At 48.2% G+C, this 17,282-nt stretch carries 20 protein-coding genes; 3 read left to right on the top strand and 17 right to left on the bottom strand.

Going from position 1 to position 17,282, the window contains the following annotated elements:
- From B153_RS0132140 to B153_RS38440, 3 genes are all read right to left on the bottom strand, one after another.
- Window positions 1–202, bottom strand: a 202-nt coding sequence (locus tag B153_RS0132140; protein WP_020598204.1) for a transposase, incomplete at its 3' end; no start/stop codon positions are given.
- A 35-nt stretch (window positions 203–237) separates the two neighbouring features.
- Entirely contained in the window at window positions 238–939 is a 702-nt protein-coding gene (locus B153_RS0132135; RefSeq protein WP_020600869.1) for a GNAT family N-acetyltransferase, read from the bottom strand.
- Window positions 939–1,166, bottom strand: a complete 228-nt coding sequence (locus B153_RS38440; protein WP_020600868.1) for a hypothetical protein — start codon at window positions 1,164–1,166, stop codon at window positions 939–941. Before B153_RS38440 ends, B153_RS0132135 begins: the two co-directional genes overlap by 1 nt.
- Window positions 1,167–1,366: 200 nt before the next feature.
- Here B153_RS38440 and B153_RS0132125 point away from each other — a divergent pair, with 200 nt between their 5' ends.
- Window positions 1,367–1,657, top strand: a complete 291-nt coding sequence (locus tag B153_RS0132125; RefSeq protein WP_020600867.1) for a hypothetical protein — start codon at window positions 1,367–1,369, stop codon at window positions 1,655–1,657.
- A gap of 84 nt (window positions 1,658–1,741) precedes the next feature.
- Here B153_RS0132125 and B153_RS0132120 read toward each other — a convergent pair whose 3' ends face one another.
- The 7 genes from B153_RS0132120 to B153_RS0132090 all read right to left on the bottom strand — a co-directional run bounded on the left by B153_RS0132120 (window position 1,742) and on the right by B153_RS0132090 (window position 8,706).
- Window positions 1,742–2,305, bottom strand: a complete 564-nt coding sequence (locus B153_RS0132120) for a DUF4256 domain-containing protein (protein WP_020600866.1) — start codon at window positions 2,303–2,305, stop codon at window positions 1,742–1,744.
- Window positions 2,302–2,703 carry a DoxX family protein gene (locus B153_RS0132115; protein ID WP_020600865.1) on the bottom strand — a complete coding sequence of 134 codons (402 nt, stop codon included), beginning with the start codon at window positions 2,701–2,703 and terminating at the stop codon, window positions 2,302–2,304. Before B153_RS0132115 ends, B153_RS0132120 begins: the two co-directional genes overlap by 4 nt.
- A complete protein-coding gene (locus B153_RS0132110; protein WP_020600864.1) occupies window positions 2,687–3,169 on the bottom strand; it encodes an SRPBCC domain-containing protein in 483 nt (160 codons plus the stop codon). Before B153_RS0132110 ends, B153_RS0132115 begins: the two co-directional genes overlap by 17 nt.
- Window positions 3,170–3,175: 6 nt before the next feature.
- Window positions 3,176–3,499 (bottom strand): ArsR/SmtB family transcription factor, encoded by a 324-nt coding sequence (locus tag B153_RS0132105; protein ID WP_020600863.1) that lies wholly within the window; start codon window positions 3,497–3,499, stop codon window positions 3,176–3,178.
- A gap of 118 nt (window positions 3,500–3,617) precedes the next feature.
- The gene (locus B153_RS0132100) at window positions 3,618–5,309 is read right to left on the bottom strand and encodes a CocE/NonD family hydrolase (protein ID WP_020600862.1); all 1,692 of its coding nucleotides are present in this window, start codon (window positions 5,307–5,309) and stop codon (window positions 3,618–3,620) included.
- 222 nt (window positions 5,310–5,531) lie between these two features.
- The gene (gene ppsA / locus B153_RS0132095; protein ID WP_020600861.1) at window positions 5,532–8,147 is read right to left on the bottom strand and encodes a phosphoenolpyruvate synthase; all 2,616 of its coding nucleotides are present in this window, start codon (window positions 8,145–8,147) and stop codon (window positions 5,532–5,534) included.
- A 106-nt stretch (window positions 8,148–8,253) separates the two neighbouring features.
- Entirely contained in the window at window positions 8,254–8,706 is a 453-nt protein-coding gene (locus B153_RS0132090; RefSeq protein WP_020600860.1) for a MarR family winged helix-turn-helix transcriptional regulator, read from the bottom strand.
- 300 nt (window positions 8,707–9,006) lie between these two features.
- Between B153_RS0132090 and B153_RS0132085 the strand changes: the two genes are divergently transcribed.
- Both B153_RS0132085 and B153_RS0132080 read left to right on the top strand, forming a co-directional pair.
- Entirely contained in the window at window positions 9,007–9,765 is a 759-nt protein-coding gene (locus tag B153_RS0132085) for an SDR family NAD(P)-dependent oxidoreductase (protein ID WP_020600859.1), read from the top strand.
- Window positions 9,766–9,842: 77 nt separating this feature from the next.
- Window positions 9,843–10,427, top strand: a complete 585-nt coding sequence (locus tag B153_RS0132080; protein WP_020600858.1) for a TetR/AcrR family transcriptional regulator — start codon at window positions 9,843–9,845, stop codon at window positions 10,425–10,427.
- A 57-nt stretch (window positions 10,428–10,484) separates the two neighbouring features.
- Here the strand turns inward: B153_RS0132080 and B153_RS0132075 are convergent, their stop codons facing one another.
- The 7 genes from B153_RS0132075 to B153_RS0132045 all read right to left on the bottom strand — a co-directional run bounded on the left by B153_RS0132075 (window position 10,485) and on the right by B153_RS0132045 (window position 17,276).
- Window positions 10,485–11,420: an NADP-dependent oxidoreductase gene (locus tag B153_RS0132075; protein ID WP_020600857.1), complete on the bottom strand. Its 936-nt coding sequence runs from the start codon at window positions 11,418–11,420 to the stop codon at window positions 10,485–10,487.
- 7 nt (window positions 11,421–11,427) lie between these two features.
- The gene (locus B153_RS0132070) at window positions 11,428–12,231 is read right to left on the bottom strand and encodes an enoyl-CoA hydratase/isomerase family protein (protein ID WP_020600856.1); all 804 of its coding nucleotides are present in this window, start codon (window positions 12,229–12,231) and stop codon (window positions 11,428–11,430) included.
- A 72-nt stretch (window positions 12,232–12,303) separates the two neighbouring features.
- Window positions 12,304–13,200, bottom strand: coding sequence for a helix-turn-helix domain-containing protein (locus tag B153_RS0132065; protein WP_020600855.1), 897 nt, complete (start codon window positions 13,198–13,200; stop codon window positions 12,304–12,306).
- Window positions 13,201–13,423: 223 nt separating this feature from the next.
- The gene (locus B153_RS0132060) at window positions 13,424–14,221 is read right to left on the bottom strand and encodes a M28 family metallopeptidase (protein WP_020600854.1); all 798 of its coding nucleotides are present in this window, start codon (window positions 14,219–14,221) and stop codon (window positions 13,424–13,426) included.
- Window positions 14,222–14,263: 42 nt separating this feature from the next.
- The gene (locus tag B153_RS0132055; RefSeq protein WP_020600853.1) at window positions 14,264–15,202 is read right to left on the bottom strand and encodes a helix-turn-helix domain-containing protein; all 939 of its coding nucleotides are present in this window, start codon (window positions 15,200–15,202) and stop codon (window positions 14,264–14,266) included.
- A 134-nt stretch (window positions 15,203–15,336) separates the two neighbouring features.
- Window positions 15,337–16,197 (bottom strand): SDR family NAD(P)-dependent oxidoreductase, encoded by an 861-nt coding sequence (locus B153_RS0132050; protein ID WP_020600852.1) that lies wholly within the window; start codon window positions 16,195–16,197, stop codon window positions 15,337–15,339.
- 170 nt (window positions 16,198–16,367) lie between these two features.
- Entirely contained in the window at window positions 16,368–17,276 is a 909-nt protein-coding gene (locus tag B153_RS0132045; protein ID WP_020600851.1) for a helix-turn-helix domain-containing protein, read from the bottom strand.
- Window positions 17,277–17,282: the final 6 nt, after the last annotated feature.

Here is a 17,282-nt window from a genome sequence, read left to right as displayed (position 1 = left end):
TCCACTGGTCAAAATAATAGTATACGGCTTGCCAGTGCGGAAAGCTAGGCGGCAGGTTTCGCCATTGACAGCCGGTGCGTAACATCCAGAAGATGGCATCCATGACGGCACGTAATTGGTGTTTACGCTTGCGTTGAAGGTTAAAAAAAGGCGAAATTGCTGCCCACTGGTAGTCGGTCAGTGGTTGCCACTGCTTAGTCATTACTTTGTTTCTTGGTCGATACAAAGTTGACTCGACTACCAGTCCTTATCAATTCCCCAACAAGCTCTAATAAAATAGAAATAAATTTCGGTCCTGACCTTAAAATCCATGTCCTCATAAATCTGGATCGCCCGCTGGTTATCGGAGCGTACATGCAGAAAGGGTATCCCGCCTGTTTTCTGGATTCGATGAAGCTGATTGGTAATGAGTTGTCGGGCAAACCCCTTCCCCAAATAATCAGGATGGGTACAAACAGCACTGACTTCGGTGTAGTTGAACGGATTGAGCCGCTGACCCGTCATGGCAACTAGCTGAGACTGGTCAAAAATGCCTTCATAGTACCCGAATTCGATGGTTCGGGTTGAAAAAGGTCCGGGCCTGGTTAACTGGGTCAGGGCGAGCATGTCAGGAATGTCTGCATCGGTCAAGGGTCTGATTGCCAGATCGCCTGAAGGCTGCCCGGCTTTGGCCTCGTAAATCATTTGAAGCCCATCAACCCGTTGTAAAAGCGTCCAGGGATCAGGAATGGACAAAGGCACTGCCGAAATTATCCCAATCGGACTGTTAAAAGGGATAACCTGATCGAGCAGATAGAGGCTTTGGTCTGTGTTTTCGTACAGGGCAACGAACGGAGATACGTCGGGAATAAAGTACTTTACTTTGTCGGTACCCTTGCCTAAATGTTTATTACCCGATACCAGGGCGTTCCAGGCTGGATTGTCCAGTATATGTTCCATCAATTGCTTCGGCTGTATACGAAGACAAGCAATTTTAAGCGTAAACATGTTCCCGAGTGGGGGTTTATCTGTTTCGTTATCAGATTATCGGCCAATTCCAGGCAGTACACGATGGAGCCGCGCTTGACGGCCACCTGATTCCGATTTTCCTCCACCAGCGGATTCGATTCAATCCGTTTTACGGGAATCGGGCAGCGTTCATAACAAGCGGATCGTACAAAAGTCAAAGTCTATAGTGATAAGTAGGTCATTGAATAGATGATTTTCTCCGTTGATTATAGAGAGTTAGCATTTGATAAATAGGCTGAATCATCGGTTTATAATGAGCCATTTATCACTCATGCCAAAAAATAAAAAAAATCATTCACATACTTTGTAATACAAAGTTCTTTGATAATTTTGTTGTCACAATGTAAACAGAACAGATATGATCACTCAGAACACAAGACTTACCGGGATTTTGCTGGCCGTAGCCATTCTATTATCGATTCCGTTTATAGCCATGCAGGTTACGAATGAGGTAAACTGGAGCCTTTTCGATTTTATCGTGGCGGGTACGCTGCTGCTTGGTACTGGCCTGATGTGTGAACTGGTTTTGCGAACGGTACGCAAACGCGAGTACCGAATTGCACTGGTGGGAGCTATATTGCTTGTACTGGTACTCGTCTGGATTGAACTGGCCGTCGGTATTTTCGGAAGCCCGATTGCTGGGAGTTAGCTGGGATTAAATACAGAGGCACAGCATTCTCAGAGTTTTATATATCTTCTCTGTGAACGCTGTGCCTCTGTATTTAATCTTGACTTAAACCCGAAGTGCCCCTCGGAAGCCTCGGGCACCGTAATAGGAATCGGCCCCGTTGTGGTACACAAAAACTGTATCGTAGCGACGGTCGCAAAAGAGAGCCCCACCCAGTTTTCGGATGGCCGGAGGGGTAACAATCCAGCTCGATGTTTTCAGGTCAAACTTCCCAAGTGTCTGTAGCTGCCGGTATTGCGCTTCCGTCAGTAGGTCAACCCCCATTTCAGCCGCCATATCCAGAGCAGTATTGGCAGGTTTGTTCTCTTTTCGGGAGTCCAGCGCTTCCCGATCAAAGCAAATACTCCGGCGACCTTTGGGGCTTTCGGCCGAGCAATCGTAAAAAATGTATTCGCCCGTGCCCATATCCTGACCGACCACATCGGGTTCGCCACCCGTGCTTTCCATTTCCTGGAGCGACCAGAGTTTTGCGGGATTCGCTTCCAGCTTTGCCTGTACAGCCGCCCAGTCGAGTCCATTGTGGCGACTCATATTCTTCTCAAAACGGGCTTTTAATAGGCTAAGTAGCTCGTTTTGCTGTTCGGGTAAAAGTTGTTTTTTACTGTTCATATGCCTGTCTGATTTACGAAAGTTAGTTTTCTATTGCCGGGACGAAAGTACCAGGATACCACCGTTAGGGCCAGTAGTAACAGGGCCGGTATTACTGAGCTGATCGAATCGTCCGATGCGATATGCGAGAATATGGCGCCCGACATGATGAAGAAGAAACCGGCATAGGCCCACTCCTTTACTAAGGGAAACTTTGGAACAAGGATGGCTACAACACCCAGAATTTTACAGACGCCCAGCAGGGTCAGCAGATATACAGGATAGCCCTCATGGGTAATCATGTCGACACCACCCTGTCCCTCTTTTGCGTTGGCTAACTGAGCGATTCCGGTCGACAGCATGCCTAAGGCAAGCCACAGCGTAGCCACCCAATAGATGATTTTATTGCGCTTTGTCATGATAGAGTGCGTTTTTTACGGTCTCCTGCAACCGATTATGTGCCATGTTGATCCCTTTGGCAAAGGGTAGTTGCAGCACCTGATCTCTGATGCCGACGGATCGGTATACGACATGCATGGTCAGTTTGCTGGTGTGGTCGGTAAGTCGTTCGAACTCCAGAAACTCAAGCTGAGCGCCAAAGGGAGCGCTCTCCATTTCGAAGGTTCGGGTGATTTTCCGGTTTGTGACAAACTCGTGAAAAACCCCATTGAAACCGTGTTTATTCCCTTTGGGGTCAGTGGTTTCGAATTGCCAGCTACCGTGTTTTTTAGGTTCCAGTTTCAGCACCTTCGTCCCCATCCATTGCTCCACAAGGTCGGGTTCGACATGCGCTTTGAATAATAGTTCGAGCGGCAACTCAAACTCCCGTGTGATGACTAGTTCCTGTTTGCCATTTTCGGCATGGACTTTGGTTTTTGGCTCCATGTGGTTCTACGGGTTGGCTTGATAGTTCTTCATGATGGCTTCCAGTTTGTTGAATCGGTCGTCCCATAGCTGGCGGAACGGCTCGATAAAATCAGCGACTTCCTTCATTTTCTGGGCATTGATGTGATAATAAATTTCCCGGCCAGTCTGCTCCTGCCTGAGCAATTCGCACTCGGTAAGAATGTGCAGGTGTTTGGAAACGGTTGGCCGGGCCGTGTCGAAGTTGGCGGCTATGGCACCGGCTGTCATGGCCTGTGAAGCGACCAGCAGCAGGATGGCTCGTCGGGTCGGGTCGGCTAGGGCCTGGAATACGTCACGGCGTAAGTTCATTGTGTAGTCATTTGGCTACAAATATACGTGTAGCTATTTGACTACGCAAATTTTTTTGTGATAATTTTAAGGCTGTTTGTGCTGGTTTGAGATTGTGTGGCGGACGAGTTGGGTTATCTCACTGCCAAACAGGTATGCGGAAGTAGCTGTTCGTGTACCAGTTTATGAGTAGAGGCTCTTTGGCATCCCGTATGGACTCGGTGCTTACGTCGTTGCCGGTGCCATAGTTCAGTTGCGAAAAGGGGTTTTTATTGACGTTGATCGCCACCACCAGCCGACTGCCTTTGCTCAGTTGTTTACTGACCAGGTGCGTGTTTGATACGTCGATGGTCGTTTGGGCATTGGGTTTCAGCAAGGTTCGTCTAGTGATGTCGTTGGCATAGCTCGCCCGGCCAATGTAATACGATAGATGGAAATAATCGCCGGTGGGGGTTAGTTCGTAAAGGGTGATGCCAAGGTCTACATCCTTTTTGTTGATGCTGATAGTCAGTTGGGCCAGAAAGGAGCCATTGATAAGCATCGACTCCGACAACGGTTCGCTGACGAAGACAAAGCCATTGCTGGTGTCGATCTCTTTCCGCGAAATAGGGTCGGGGTAATAGTTGTTATTACTGGTTTGTCGGTCTGCAAAATCGACCGTTTGCGACAAATAACCTGTTATTGATGGCTTTTTAGGGGCTAACGAATAGAAGGAACCTGTTTTCTGGTTGGTCAGGTAAAAGGTTAAGTAGCCATTGTGCATCCTGTCGAGCGAAGGCGCACTTCGCCATTCGTTCGCACCCATCACTTCGTAATTGATTTTGTCGGCCAGCCTTTCAGGCTTGGGGCCCTGTTTCAGGATGTAGTCGAACCACTGATAGGTTATTTTTTTGATGTCGAACAACGCAACCGAATCAACTGAATACCCATTAATCACCCGTTCGCCACCAATCTGGGTTCCGAAGTGTCCGTATGGGCCCATAACCAGATACCAGGGCGTTTGGGGGCTGTACTTCTGGAGTTCCCGCAGGTAATACAGACTCGAATTCTGGGAGTCGTTGTAGTAGCCGTCAAAAGCCAGAATGGGAATGGTGATCTGGGCAAAGTCGCGTTCATAGGGTGCCATCGCCTGCCAGTATTGGTCGAAGTCGGGATGACTAATCCAGCGTTGAAACCATTGGTTGGGCATTCCGTCGAGACTGTCCATCCTGTTGTAAGCCACGCCACTTTGCCACCAGTCGAACATCATTTTTCGGAACCGCTTCCGGTCATTGCCGACAAGGGTATCGAGGTATTTGTTGTTGCCTACGTAGAACGACCATTCGTAATTAGGGTTTACAAACACGTTGTTTTCCATCGGTAAGCCCATACCTGGGCGGTTGGCTACATACGGAACAATGGTTTTAAGGGCAGGGTGTAGTTTTTTGCAGGCCGCCCACTGCGAGAATCCGTTATAACTGCCACCAAACATGCCAACGCTCCCGTTGCACCAGGGCTGTTTACTAACCCAGTCGATCACCGCATAGGTATCTGTGGCTTCGTGTTCGTATGGATCGATGGCGTTGGGGCTAAACCGTTTTCCGCGTGAGTAGGCGATAACGCCTATATAGCCCCTGTCGGCCGATTCTTTCAACGACTTTAGATCTCGTCCTTTATCCCGCACATAAATGGTAAACTGAAGAATAGCGGGCAACGGCTGCGTTACGTCTTTCTTTCGAACAACGATGGCCGATACGGTGGCTCCATCCGGGGTTGTAATCAGTACGCTATCCTGTATGTTATAAGGGCTGGTTGGGTCATCGGCTTTTGTGCTGGCTGTTTGTTGAGCCATACAGATTGAGGACCAAAAGAGCAGAAGGAGGCAAAGAAAGGGTTTACGGATTATGAGCATACGAAGCGATCAGTTGTATCGTATCATCAGCCGTTACCAGCCGACGATACCGATACAAAGACGCATTTCTTGATAAGAAGCTGCAAAAACAGGCTAAATGAGCGTAACTGGTTAAATGTCTGGCTCGGTCGGGAGGACAAAAACATCCATGTACTCTCCGGCTCACAGGATTTCAATAAAACCATCAGTGCCGTTTAGCCGGATTCGTTGCCCGTCTTTGATCCGCTTCGTGGCGTTGTCGATACCCACAACGGCAGGCAAACCATATTCGCGGGCGATAACGGCACCGTGAGTCATTAGTCCACCGACTTCAGTAACCAGCCCTTTGATGGCCACAAACAAGGGTGTCCAGCTTGGGTCGGTGAAGGGGGTGACCAAAATATCGCCCTCTTCCAGATCAGCCTCGTCCATGCTCAGAATAACCCGCGCCCGTCCTTCAATCACACCCGCCGAAACCGGCAGCCCAATGATAGCGTCAGGCGGCAGGTTCTCCCGTTTATATTGCCCCGTAATGATTTCACCGTCGGAGGTCATCACCCGTGGGGGCGTTAGTTTTTCAAAGCGTTTGAACTCGTCTTTCCGACGATTGATGAGTTGCTCATCCAACGCATGAGTGCGTATGACCTCGCGTAGTTCGTCGAACGTCAGGTAATAAATGGCTTCTTTTTCATGAAGTACCCCCGCTTGTACCAGCCGTTCGGCTTCGTTCAATAACGCCTGTTTATAGACGAAGTAGCGACTGACAATGTCGTATTTGGGGTACTCGCGGTATCCGGCAAGGTTGCGAAGCAGGTCGATCATCCGGGTGGTTTCGTTGGCTTTTTCGTCGCCATCCGGCAATTGCTTCAATCGCTTCAAAATCTCCTGTTTTTTAGTCAGCGCTTCCTGTAGCCCGCGATCAAATTTCCGACGACTTTCGCCCGCTTCAAAGTGTTTAATAGTAGTGAGAATGACGGGAATAAGCATCGCTGGATTTTCGCTCCAACGGGTTCTTGTGATGTCGATTTCTCCGGCGCAGCGCATCCCGTATCGGGTCAGAAAAGTCTCAATAGCGTCCCGAACGTCCTGACCACCCTCAAATTGGCTCAGTTCTTCCAGAAAAGGTCTGTTTTGGACCTGTTGTAAAAACGCAATGATTTCCGGGTAAGGACGTACCACATCGGCCACATCCAGCAAGGCCAGCCCCATCTCGGATGTGATGTTGTTGGGCACCGATTGCGTAAGCGTGTCGGCTACGGCCTTTTCGCCCAACCACTTTTCCAGATGTTCGTTGAGCCAGGAGGCCGCATTCATACCCGTCATGATGACGCCAAAGCTTTGTGGATGCGCGGCTCCCCGTTTGGTGTGATGGGTCGTTTCCTGAATAAAATCAATTAAGTCCGTACCGGATTTCGACTGGATGGTTTGCTTTAACTCGGCTATTGCTGTTTGGCTTTGCCCGATCAGTTCCGACACAATGACCGGGTCGTAGTCGGCCAGGGTTTGGTAGTTGACAGGGGGTGGCCCTGGAGGGCTTTGACCGGGTGTCGGTTCCGGTTCAGCATCCGGCAAGGTCTTAATGAAATCGCCACGGTCAAGAAGGGTGGTAAACGCATCCCGGATGAGCGGGTCCGATTTGCCCAGCACATTGACAAGCATGTGTCGTTTAGCGGGCGATGCCAGATCAGCGGCCACATCCACGAATATTCGTCCGCCCGCTGTAGGCATGGGGCGGCCTGCTGTCAGTTGCCACATCGCTATGCCTAACGGCTTCATAGCGTCGGTCATCATTTGCTGGTGCCCCACCGATACATACACGTGGGGCTCTTCATCGGCTACTGCCGGTAAGGGGAACAGGGTCGTAATGGGCCGACTCTGGACAATGTAGACGGTATTATTGGCCAGACACCATTCGATGTCCTGCGGCTCCCCAAAATGGGCTTCAATGGTCCGACCAATATGTTCAAGCTGCAAAATCTGCTCATCTGTCAGCGCCTGTAGGTTCTGTTGCTCCGGTTCAATCGCCTGTTCGGTCGTACCACCCTCATTTACGGCATAAATAGCCAGCTTCTTGGTAGAGACTTTCTTCTCGATAATCTCGCCGTTGCGTACTTTATAGGTGTCTGCATTGACCAGACCCGACACCAGCGCTTCACCCAGTCCGAAACTGGCATCGATGGACACCACCTTGCGATTACCCGAAACCGGATCGGCCGTAAACAGAATGCCCGCTGCCTGCGGAAACACCATCTTCTGAACCACCACCGCCAGCCGGACATTGCGATGATCGAAGCCATTCTGAATGCGGTAGGTTACGGCTCGCTCGGTGAACAGCGACGCCCAGCATTTATGGATATGTCGTAGGATAGCTTCTTCTCCGATACTATTCAGATAGGTATCCTGTTGACCGGCAAACGACGCGGTGGGTAAATCCTCGGCGGTGGCGCTGGATCGCACGGCATAAGCGGCCTGTTCGTCAACCGTTTTGAGATGCTCCGCAATCGCTTTGGCCATATTCTCCGAAATGGGTATACGTTCAATAGCCGCCCGAATTTTGGCGCTGATTTCACGAATCACTTCCCGGTTGTCTGCCTGGAGAATAGCTAACTGATCCAGTAGTGCATCAACCGTTGAGTTATTCTCAACCAGTTCTTCATAAGCCTTCGTCGTCACGCAAAAGCCTGCGGGTACGTTTATGCCCTTAATCCGGGACAACTCTCCCAGATTAGCCCCTTTGCCACCCACAGCGTTGAGCTTTGCTTTGTCTATATCCTGAAAATCCAGTGTGTATGTGTTCATGTAAGGGTCGAATGTTTAAATTGTTGAATGTTTAAATTGTTGAATGATTGAATTGTTGAATGATTGAATGGAATACTGCATTTGTTTCACTCTGTCAGTCGACAAATCAATCATTCAACAATTCAATCATTTCATTCATCAGGGCAATGGCTTTTGTAAAGTAGGTGTCAATGATGGCGCGCTCCTCCTCCGAAAAGGAAGCTAGAAGTTGCTGCGACTGGCTGCGGAATTCCCGGTATAGTGGTTCGAGGAGGGCCATGATCGTTTCCGTGTTGGGAACAATAAAAACCTTCCGTCGGTCGTCGGCTGCAAATTGTCGTTTGACTAACCCCTTCTTTTCAAATCGGTCGATTAAGCCTGTAACAGCCCCAGTTGTCAGGCCTGTTAATGTAGCCAGTTCACCCGCTGTCATTTGCCCTTTTTCGATCAGGAAGCCCAGGTATTTATGGTCAGTCCCCGAAAGTCCGGCTTTGCGGGCCACAGCTTCATGCATCTGAATAGAGGTGTAGGCGTAAAGCTGGCTGAGTTTTCTTGTGGTTTTTACGGAGTCATTATCCATCAATTATCTTATTTTCTAAATATCTTAGTAGCAAAGATAATTAAAAAATTAAAATTCCCACCCCTAAGCAAGACCCTACCGGATGGAAGCATAATTTGAACCTATCTAAACGTTTGCTTTAATAGCTTTTTTTGTCATCCTGACCAGCCCGCCAGTGCGGCAGGAGAGATGACAAAATCTAATTATGACTCGATTAAGGAAAATCTAGACAGTCTATTTTTTTAATTCATTTGGAACAATCATTCCGTTATGATTATGTTTGCGGAACGATTGTTCCAAATGAATTAAAATTGACGAAAAATGAGTAAGCTGAGTAATAAGATCGCCGTGATTACCGGCGGAAATTCGGGGATCGGGTTTGCTACCGCCCAACAATTTATTGCAGAAGGAGCCGATGTAGTAATCACCGGACGAAATCAAAAGGCCATCGATGAGGCCGTGGAAAAACTAGGCCAAAAAGCCATTGGTATTCTGTCAGACGCGGCAAGCATCAGCGATACCGAAGCCCTGGTCGAAAACGTAAAGGCACGCTATGGTCGGGTCGATGTGCTGGTCGTTAACGCCGGAGTTAATTTTATGGAACCCGTTGGGCAGATTACCGAAAAAGGTTTCGATTATATTGCCAACATCAACCTGAAAGGGGCCATTTTCACCGTAGAGAAGTTTATTCCCATCCTGGCCGAAGGGGCTTCCGTTATCAATGTCACTTCCGTTAGCGCGTTTGTCGTTGGTATGGGAACGGCGGTATACGCAGCCAGTAAAGCCGCGCTCACCGCTTACAGCCGAACGGCAGCCATCGAGCTGGCTCCCCGAAAAATCCGGGTTAATACCATTGCTCCAGCCATGACCGAAACCGAGATTTTCCATAAAGGGAACGGGACTTTTACAGAGGATATGATTGCGTTTACCAAAAATAAAATGCCATTTAAGCGCTATGGCTTGCCTGTAGAAGTAGCTAAACTGGCCGTTTTCCTGGCTTCCGATGACTCGTCTTTTATTTCGGGCAGCGAATACGTGATCGATGGGGCTGCTTCTGTGAATGAGCCCTTTAGAATGTAATTTTTTTTATCTTTAAATGGAACGTTCGTTCCGTATTATTACCTTTGTGAAGAAGATCCTTTCTTCACAAAGGTTTTATGGCAAGGACAAAACTGTTTGACGAAGCTCTCATTCTCGACAAAGCGATGAATTTGTTTTGGGAAAAGGGCTACAACGCTACCTCGGCACAGGATTTGGTGGACGGGCTGAACATTAGTCGTTCGAGTCTGTACGATACGTTTGGCGACAAGCATTCGCTGTTTGTAAAAGCGCTCAAACGGTATCGGCAAGAGCGCGTCGATCCGGTTCTCAATGGGCTGGATTCGGCCGGGGATGTTGAGCAGTATATCCGGGATGTTTTTGTGGCCGTCAAAGATGAGGCTCTGAATGACGCGTGTTCAAAAGGATGTTTTATGGTCAATTCGGCTGTGGAGATGGCCCCTGTCGATCCCGAAATCGCGTCGATTGTTCATGCTATTATGATCGATACGGAAAGTGCCGTGGCAAAAGCCATCGAGAAAGGGCAGAAACAGGGTCTCTTTACGACCAGTCATTCAGCCCAGTCGTTAGCCCGGTTTATCTTTAACGCTATAAACGGATTGCGGGTTACGGTTAAGTTTGATACGGACAAACGCATGTTCGACGATATTGTTGATGTAAGTCTGGCGGCCTTAAAAGTCTAAACCTCATTCGTGATTGAATCACGAATGAGGTTTGGTTAAATCATATAGAGCTTATTGTCAGACTGTCACTACAACCTTGCCGACCGTTCGGCCACTTTCGACCTGATGATGAGCTGCAGCCATTTCTGAGAAAGGAAATGACTTGAAAACATGGACACGTAGTGCCCCACTCTCCAATAGCGAAGCCACTTGCTGCATATCATCGCCATTCGACTGGACCAGCATAAAGAAAGCATTAACCCCTTTTTGCTTCGCCTTTTCGGCAGTTTCATTGCTAATACCAGTCGATATACTGATAACCATACCTCCTTTTCTTACCACGTCTACAGACCGATCAAGGTTGTCGCCACCAATAGTATCGAGTACAAAATCGAATTCGTTCAGCGAGTTAGTCCAATCGTAACGGTGATAGTCGATGTGCTTATCGGCACCAAGGCTCAGGATAAACTCTTTATTGGCCCCTGATGACGTTCCCGTGACATGAGCGCCCAAGTGTTTGGCGAGCTGAACGGCCAGATGCCCAACTCCTCCGGCAGCGGCATGGACAAGCACGTTTTGACCAGCGTTCACCTGAGCTTTTTCGACCAGCGCCTGCCAGACTGTTAATGCCGTCAACGTAGCGGCTGCGGCTTCGTCATGAGAAACCGTAGCGGGTTTCAGGGCAAGCTGCGATGCCGGTGCTGCGACGTACTCTGCATACGACTTTCCATGACCGGGGAAATTGATCATGCCAAATACCTGATCGCCCACGGTAAAGCTTTCCGACCGTGTTTCGACCACTTCTCCGGAAATATCCCAGCCAATAATGAGCGGGTTCTGAATCTTGATCATCCCGTATAAACCCTGACCTGCTCGTGTCTTCACATCAATAGGGTTTACGCTAATCGCTTTCACTCGGATGAGTACTTCGCCAACTGCGATAGTTGGAGTTGCTAGTTCTATGTACTCCAGTTGATCCGTGCCTCCTGGCGCTTTTAAACGAATGGCTTTCATCGTCAATTTATAGATAACGGCCCAGATTTAGTTCAACATCGCTGTATTGCTGTAATCCCTTGCCAAACAGTGCTTTTACCCGTTCCTGGCTTTCTTTCCAGCCGAGGGCGGTAAAGAATCGTTGCTGAGTGTCCAGAATATGCTCGTTTTGAGGAAGGGGAGCCCGCTGGTTCATAATGGCTTTAACCGAACCGATAGCCTGCCTGTCGAATGAGGCAATTCGTTTGGCAAAGTTATCTACAAAGCTATCTAGCTCATCGTCCGGTATTGCCCGGTTTACCCAGCCATACAATGCTGCAGTTTCTGCGTCATAATCATCACCACTGAGGATAATTTCCAGGGCTCGGGCTTTGCCTGTCAGTAGATGCAGCCTTTCTAAACCACCTCCGCCAGGAAAGGAGCCAATCCCAATCTCTGGCTGGGATAAAACCGCTTTTTCTTTACTGGCAAATCGAAGATCAAAAGCCTGGACAAACTCACTGCCAATGGCTCTGGCCCGCCCCCGAATGGAAGCTATACTAACAAACGGAGCCTGCTCTAGGCGTTTGGCAATGTCGGGCCAGGCTACCGGGAGGCCAGTTTTACCAACTCCTTTCGGGAAATCGGCGGCATGGAGCAGCTCGATGTGAGCGACAAAAAAGTCGGGATTAGCTGTTTCGAACACAACAACCTTCAGATCTTCACTGGCCTCCAGTTCACCCATCAAAACGGCTAATTGCCGGGAAAACTCGGCATCGAATAAATTGATCGGCGGATTATTAATTACAACCTTCCAATAGGCGTCGCTTACTTTGTTCGTTGTGAAAATCATAATTCGTTCATGTTGCAAGCACAAAATTGAATTATGACCTTTTCTGACTACTAATACAAAGCCCGGAAAGGCTTATACATTTCCCTGATTTCTGATTTCGGTGGGCGAGATACCTTTGGTTTTTTTGAATAGTTTTGAAAAGTATGGAACGTTATCGAACCCAAGCTGATAGGCTATGTTACTCACATTCAGATCGGTTTGTAGTAACAGGATTTCGGCCTGCTCAATTATGTAGTTGTGGATAATACTAATGGTACTTTTCCCGGTTTCGGCTCGTATCAGGTCGGTAAGGTAATTGGGCGACAGATGCAGCTCCCCGGCAATGGACGAAACACTGGGCAGATTCGGTACGGGCGTTGACAGATCGTTGTAGTGACGTTGAAGCACCGTTTTGACTTTTGACACAACCGAAGTTTGAGGATTGTCTGTTTCGCTAAACTGCCGCTTATAATACAGCTCGGCATACGTGAGAATGACGTTTAGAAGCGACAGAATAACATCCTCGTTGGCTTTGTGTTTATTGTCGACCAGTTCGTAATGAATTTTGGTGAACAGCCAGGTAATGGTCTGTTCCTCCTCGGCAGTCATAAACAGCGCATCGTTGATTTCGTAGCTGAAATAGGTATACTGCGTGATTTTGCTGGCTATCGGGTGTTTTTTGATCAGGTCGGGATGGAACACAAAGGCGTATCCGTCCCAGAAGGTGAGTGCATCCCACGATACCACCTGCCCCGGTTCGCTGAATAACATCAGCCCGTTTTCGGTATTGTATTTAGCCTTGCCGTATTTAATGTCGCCGGGAAAATGTTTCTTCAACGAGATTTTATACAGATTGACCTGTATCTCGTCGCTGGATGTGGGGAAATTGGGAATAGCCTGTTTGCAAACCCGGCTATCCATCAATGGATGAAGTGGAGTGGTGAGGTTCAGGTATTTATTGTAAGCCGTCAGGTCGTTGAATACGTTCATGGGTGAGCGTGGCAAATGGCAAGTTAAAACTGTTATTAATTTTTGAGGAATTTCAGCCTGTTTTCACAACGCTCTTCCTCCGTGAACCTTTGGCATCCACGATACAATCGCGGACGAGCCCGTCGATTCCAGCAGGTTGGGGATCGGGGCAAGGCAATAGGTGTTTAAAAATCGGAGGTTCTAATCAAAATGTAATTGATGCCTGAGCAATTCCGGTCACTATTCACCACTCCATTGCAGCTATAGTATTCCAGACTATTGAGGAGGTTGTTATTAGCGAGTTTTCGTTTAGTTTTTCGAATGTATCCGTTGGCTTATGATAGTGTTGAAAAATAAGTGCATTCGACATGATTTCGGCCAGCGGTTCTCTGTCTACCTCAAACTCGAGTGCTTTGTAATAATGTATTGCTGTTTCAATATCTTCATCTGAAATACACGTAACGGTAAAAGAATCTTCTAAGCCTGCTTTTTGAAAAGAGATATGATCGGCTGTGTTGGTAACAATCCTATCAAATCGCTTAGTTGTGATATGCATCGTTTCGGAAACTCGTTCAAATGTGCTTAGGATTCTCCCTTGGGAAGATTTACCAACTGGCCATAAAGCATATTTATCTCCAAGCCCTACAAGTTCCAGGTTACTAAGTCCTAATAAATCCTTGACTCCGAATTGCTGTACGTAAGCTTTTGACCCTTTAAGTCCTGTTTCTTCTTCGTCAAAGAAAAATACCCTGAGTCCAATATTATTATTATCAATGTTTTTGAATTTCTGGATTATATCAATGCAAACAGCGATAGCCGAACCATTGTCATTTGCTCCGGCGGAATTTTTTACTCGGTCAAAATGAGAGGATATTCCTACTCGATGGCTCCTGTCCCCCAGGTCAACAATCAAGTTTTTACCTGTTGAATATTCTTGTGTAACGTACTTTACATTTAAATGATTAAGCGTCGCGATAATAATATCAAGACGCTCATGATTTGACTTATTATCAAGTTGCTTAATCAGCTCTAAATGTGTCATAATCGGATTCTGATGTTTTAATGTGATCAGCCGTCTTGCCTATCAATTAAATCGCTCGCGGAATGCCAGCGGGGTTTGTTGGGTCTTTTCCTTGAATAGTTTGCTGAACGATTGGGGATGCTCGAAGCCTAGTTCGTAAGCGATTTCGCTGACGGACAGATGGGTCGTTGAGAGTTTCTCCTTTGCTTTTTCAATCAATTTTTCGTGGATCATTTGCTGGGTGTTGAGGCCGGTTAAGGACCGCAGCAGATCGCTCAGGTAGCTAGGGGAGAGGTGAAGCCGGTCGGCGAGGTATTGAACCGTTGGAATCCCTTTGTCCAGTGAATGAGGGCCATCAAAATAGTTGTTCAGTATTGTTTCCAGATGTTGCAACACCGTATGGTTGACGGCCTTTCGGGTCACGAATTGCCGTTTGTAAAAGCGATGGGCATAGCTAAGCAGCAGTTCAATCTGGGAGATGATAACATCCTGGCTAAACTCGTCGATACGGTTATGCAACTCCTCTTCCAGATTCCGGAATAGGGCCAGAATAACCTCTTTTTCCTTATCCGACAAGTGAAGGGCTTCCTGAACCGAGTACGAAAAATAGTTGTACTGCCTGATCTTTTGGGCCAGCGGGTAATTCAATAAAAAATCGGGATGGATCAGCAACGAAATCTGCTGGTTGGTACAGCTTTTCTCCTGGCTATTTGATTCATCCTCGCTACTGCCAATAAGCTGATTCGGAGCTGCAAAGAATAAGCCGCCCTCGTTGTAATCGAAATGGGTTTGTCCATACCGCAAGGTACCTCCCAGATAGGGCCTGAACGATATTTTGTAAAAGCTCAGCACGTGCCTGGGAAGAGGAGCAGAACCTTCCAGCGGCTTATCGACCCCGTTGAAAAGCGTAATCAGGGGATGTAGGGGAGCCGGAAGCCCGGTCGCTTTCGACGCTTCGGACAGCGACTCGAATCGGATGGGGGCGGTCTCGGTCTTTTTCATACGTTCTTGGTTAAGCGTTCAATTGGGCTTTTCTGTCATCCCGAGGAACGAGGGATCTTCGGGTGAGGCTGAAAAAACAACTGTTACCGAAGACCCCTCGTTCCTCGGGATGACAGAAAAGCTATTTAACCTGGTTACCCTTGTGCCGCGTTGGAAACCAACTCCCAGGCCTCCCAGGTGGCCATGCGTTGGGCATACGCGTTGCGAACTTCTGGTAACGTATGTTTTCCCAGAAAAAGCCGCAAAGGCGGATTCGGCGCATCGACCACGCTAAAGATCGCTGCTGGTGTAGCTTCAGGATTACCGCGTTCCAACGCCCGTAGATTTCCAAAAAAAGCAGCTTTGAACTCGTCGTAAACCGGCAGACTATCCGCGAACTTCAACGACTCCTGACTACCAAACTCGGTAGCATAGGCTCCGGGTTCAATAATGGTGACGTTGATGCCAAATTGGTTGACCTCCGCTGCCAGACTTTCGTGAATCGCTTCAAACGCCCATTTGGACGAACAGTAATACCCAATGACCGGATACGTAACATGCCCCAACGAACTGGATGTACCCAAAATATGCCCCTTTCCCTGTTTACGCAGCAAAGGCAGAGCGGCCTGAATAACCGAAACGGGGCCCAGCACATTGGTCTCGTACAACGCCCGGATGGTATCGGCAGAGGCTTCTTCAATGGTTCCGATCAGTGAGTATCCGGCATTATTGAAAACAATGTCCAGCCGTCCGAAATGAGCATGAGCTGCTTCAACTGCCGATTTTACCTGTTCAGCATTGGTCACGTCCAGCGCCAGGGTGAGCACGCGATCACCGTATGCTGACTTCAGATCGGTCAGACTTTCGACGTTGCGGGCGGTAGCTGCTACCTTGTCGCCCCGTTGGAGTGCCGCTTCGGTCCATACGCGTCCAAACCCACGGGACGACCCCGTGATGAACCATACTTTTTCTGCCCTATTGCCGCTATTGGCCGCATTTTCCTGTTGTTGTACCATGATTAATTTCTGCTATAATGAACTACGGTACAAAGGTCAGCAGGGCGTTTTCGGGGGTTGTAGTCTAAATGCGGTTCGTTGTAGTCGATTTGCAGACTGCCTGTTTAATTGCTCAATTGCGTCCGCAGTTCGGGTTCATTCTTCTTCAAAAAACCAGTATGGTTTTCCGGTCAATTAAACCGCTCCCGAAATGCCAGCGGGGTTTGGCTGGTTTTGTCTTTGAATAGCTTACTAAACGATTGTGGGTGCTCGAAGCCTAGCTGATACGCAATTTCTGATACCGAAAGTTGGGTGGTGGAGAGTTGCTCCTTCGCTTTTTCGATCAGCTTTTCATGAATATACTGCTGTGTACTCAGTCCAGTCAATGTTTTCAGCAAACTCCTCAGGTAGCTTTGCGAAATGTTCAGGTTGTCAGAAATATACTGCACTGTAGGCAACCCCTTGGAGAACAGCGCTTCATCGTTGAAATACGCACTCATCAGGTGCTCCAGTCGGTCGAGTACCTGGTGGTTCGACTTTTTTCGGGTCAGGAATTGCCGCTGATAAAAGCGTTCGGCATAGTTGAGCAAGGTTTCCAGATGCGAAATGATGATGTTCTGACTGAAGGTGTCGATGTTGTTCCGATACTCCGTCTGAATGTTTTCGACAATGCCATTCACAATGGCTTTCTCCTTGTCGGACAGGAACAGCGCTTCATGGACGGAGTAGCTAAAAAAATCATAGTTCCTGATCGTCTTCGCTAGCGAAGTGCCCCACAAAAAGTCGGGGTGAATGAGCAGCACCCAGCCCGAAAGGTCGTCGTCTGGTTCAGGTCCGGCTCCGCGCAAAAGCTGGTTGGGGGCTACAAAGTAGAGCATACCTTCGTCAAAATCGTAGGTTTGCTGCCCGTAAAACAGCTTGTTCGTGAAGCCTTTTTTCAGAGAAATGTAATAGAAATCAAACAGCGCACTCAACTCGCCCGTGAAGTCGGGCATCTTCAGATCGGCGTAGTTCAACAGGCTGATGTGTGGATGTTCGGGAGCGGGTAGGCCCAAAATCCGATGCGCTTCGGTTATGGTTTTTACTTTTAGTGGTGTCATAGCCTA

It is taken from the genome of Spirosoma panaciterrae DSM 21099, assembly GCF_000374025.1.
GTDB classification, from domain to species: domain Bacteria; phylum Bacteroidota; class Bacteroidia; order Cytophagales; family Spirosomataceae; genus Spirosoma; species Spirosoma panaciterrae.
This window is presented reverse-complemented; position numbering and strand designations above follow the sequence as displayed.

Coding starts and splice junctions, on each gene's coding strand:
- B153_RS0132100 (WP_020600862.1), bottom strand. CDS start 5,309: ATGGCTCAACAAACAGCCAGCACAAAAGCCGATGACCCAACCAGCCCT.
- B153_RS0132080 (WP_020600858.1), top strand. CDS start 9,843: ATGGCAAGGACAAAACTGTTTGACGAAGCTCTCATTCTCGACAAAGCG.
- B153_RS0132135 (WP_020600869.1), bottom strand. CDS start 939: ATGGAACATATACTGGACAATCCAGCCTGGAACGCCCTGGTATCGGGT.
- B153_RS0132050 (WP_020600852.1), bottom strand. CDS start 16,197: ATGGTACAACAACAGGAAAATGCGGCCAATAGCGGCAATAGGGCAGAA.
- B153_RS0132110 (WP_020600864.1), bottom strand. CDS start 3,169: ATGGAGCCAAAAACCAAAGTCCATGCCGAAAATGGCAAACAGGAACTA.
- B153_RS0132065 (WP_020600855.1), bottom strand. CDS start 13,200: ATGAACGTATTCAACGACCTGACGGCTTACAATAAATACCTGAACCTC.
- B153_RS0132125 (WP_020600867.1), top strand. CDS start 1,367: ATGATCACTCAGAACACAAGACTTACCGGGATTTTGCTGGCCGTAGCC.
- B153_RS0132060 (WP_020600854.1), bottom strand. CDS start 14,221: ATGACACATTTAGAGCTGATTAAGCAACTTGATAATAAGTCAAATCAT.
- ppsA (WP_020600861.1), bottom strand. CDS start 8,147: ATGAACACATACACACTGGATTTTCAGGATATAGACAAAGCAAAGCTC.
- B153_RS0132070 (WP_020600856.1), bottom strand. CDS start 12,231: ATGATTTTCACAACGAACAAAGTAAGCGACGCCTATTGGAAGGTTGTA.
- B153_RS0132090 (WP_020600860.1), bottom strand. CDS start 8,706: ATGGATAATGACTCCGTAAAAACCACAAGAAAACTCAGCCAGCTTTAC.
- B153_RS0132075 (WP_020600857.1), bottom strand. CDS start 11,420: ATGAAAGCCATTCGTTTAAAAGCGCCAGGAGGCACGGATCAACTGGAG.
- B153_RS0132120 (WP_020600866.1), bottom strand. CDS start 2,305: ATGAACAGTAAAAAACAACTTTTACCCGAACAGCAAAACGAGCTACTT.
- B153_RS0132105 (WP_020600863.1), bottom strand. CDS start 3,499: ATGAACTTACGCCGTGACGTATTCCAGGCCCTAGCCGACCCGACCCGA.
- B153_RS0132055 (WP_020600853.1), bottom strand. CDS start 15,202: ATGAAAAAGACCGAGACCGCCCCCATCCGATTCGAGTCGCTGTCCGAA.
- B153_RS0132045 (WP_020600851.1), bottom strand. CDS start 17,276: ATGACACCACTAAAAGTAAAAACCATAACCGAAGCGCATCGGATTTTG.
- B153_RS0132085 (WP_020600859.1), top strand. CDS start 9,007: ATGAGTAAGCTGAGTAATAAGATCGCCGTGATTACCGGCGGAAATTCG.
- B153_RS0132115 (WP_020600865.1), bottom strand. CDS start 2,703: ATGACAAAGCGCAATAAAATCATCTATTGGGTGGCTACGCTGTGGCTT.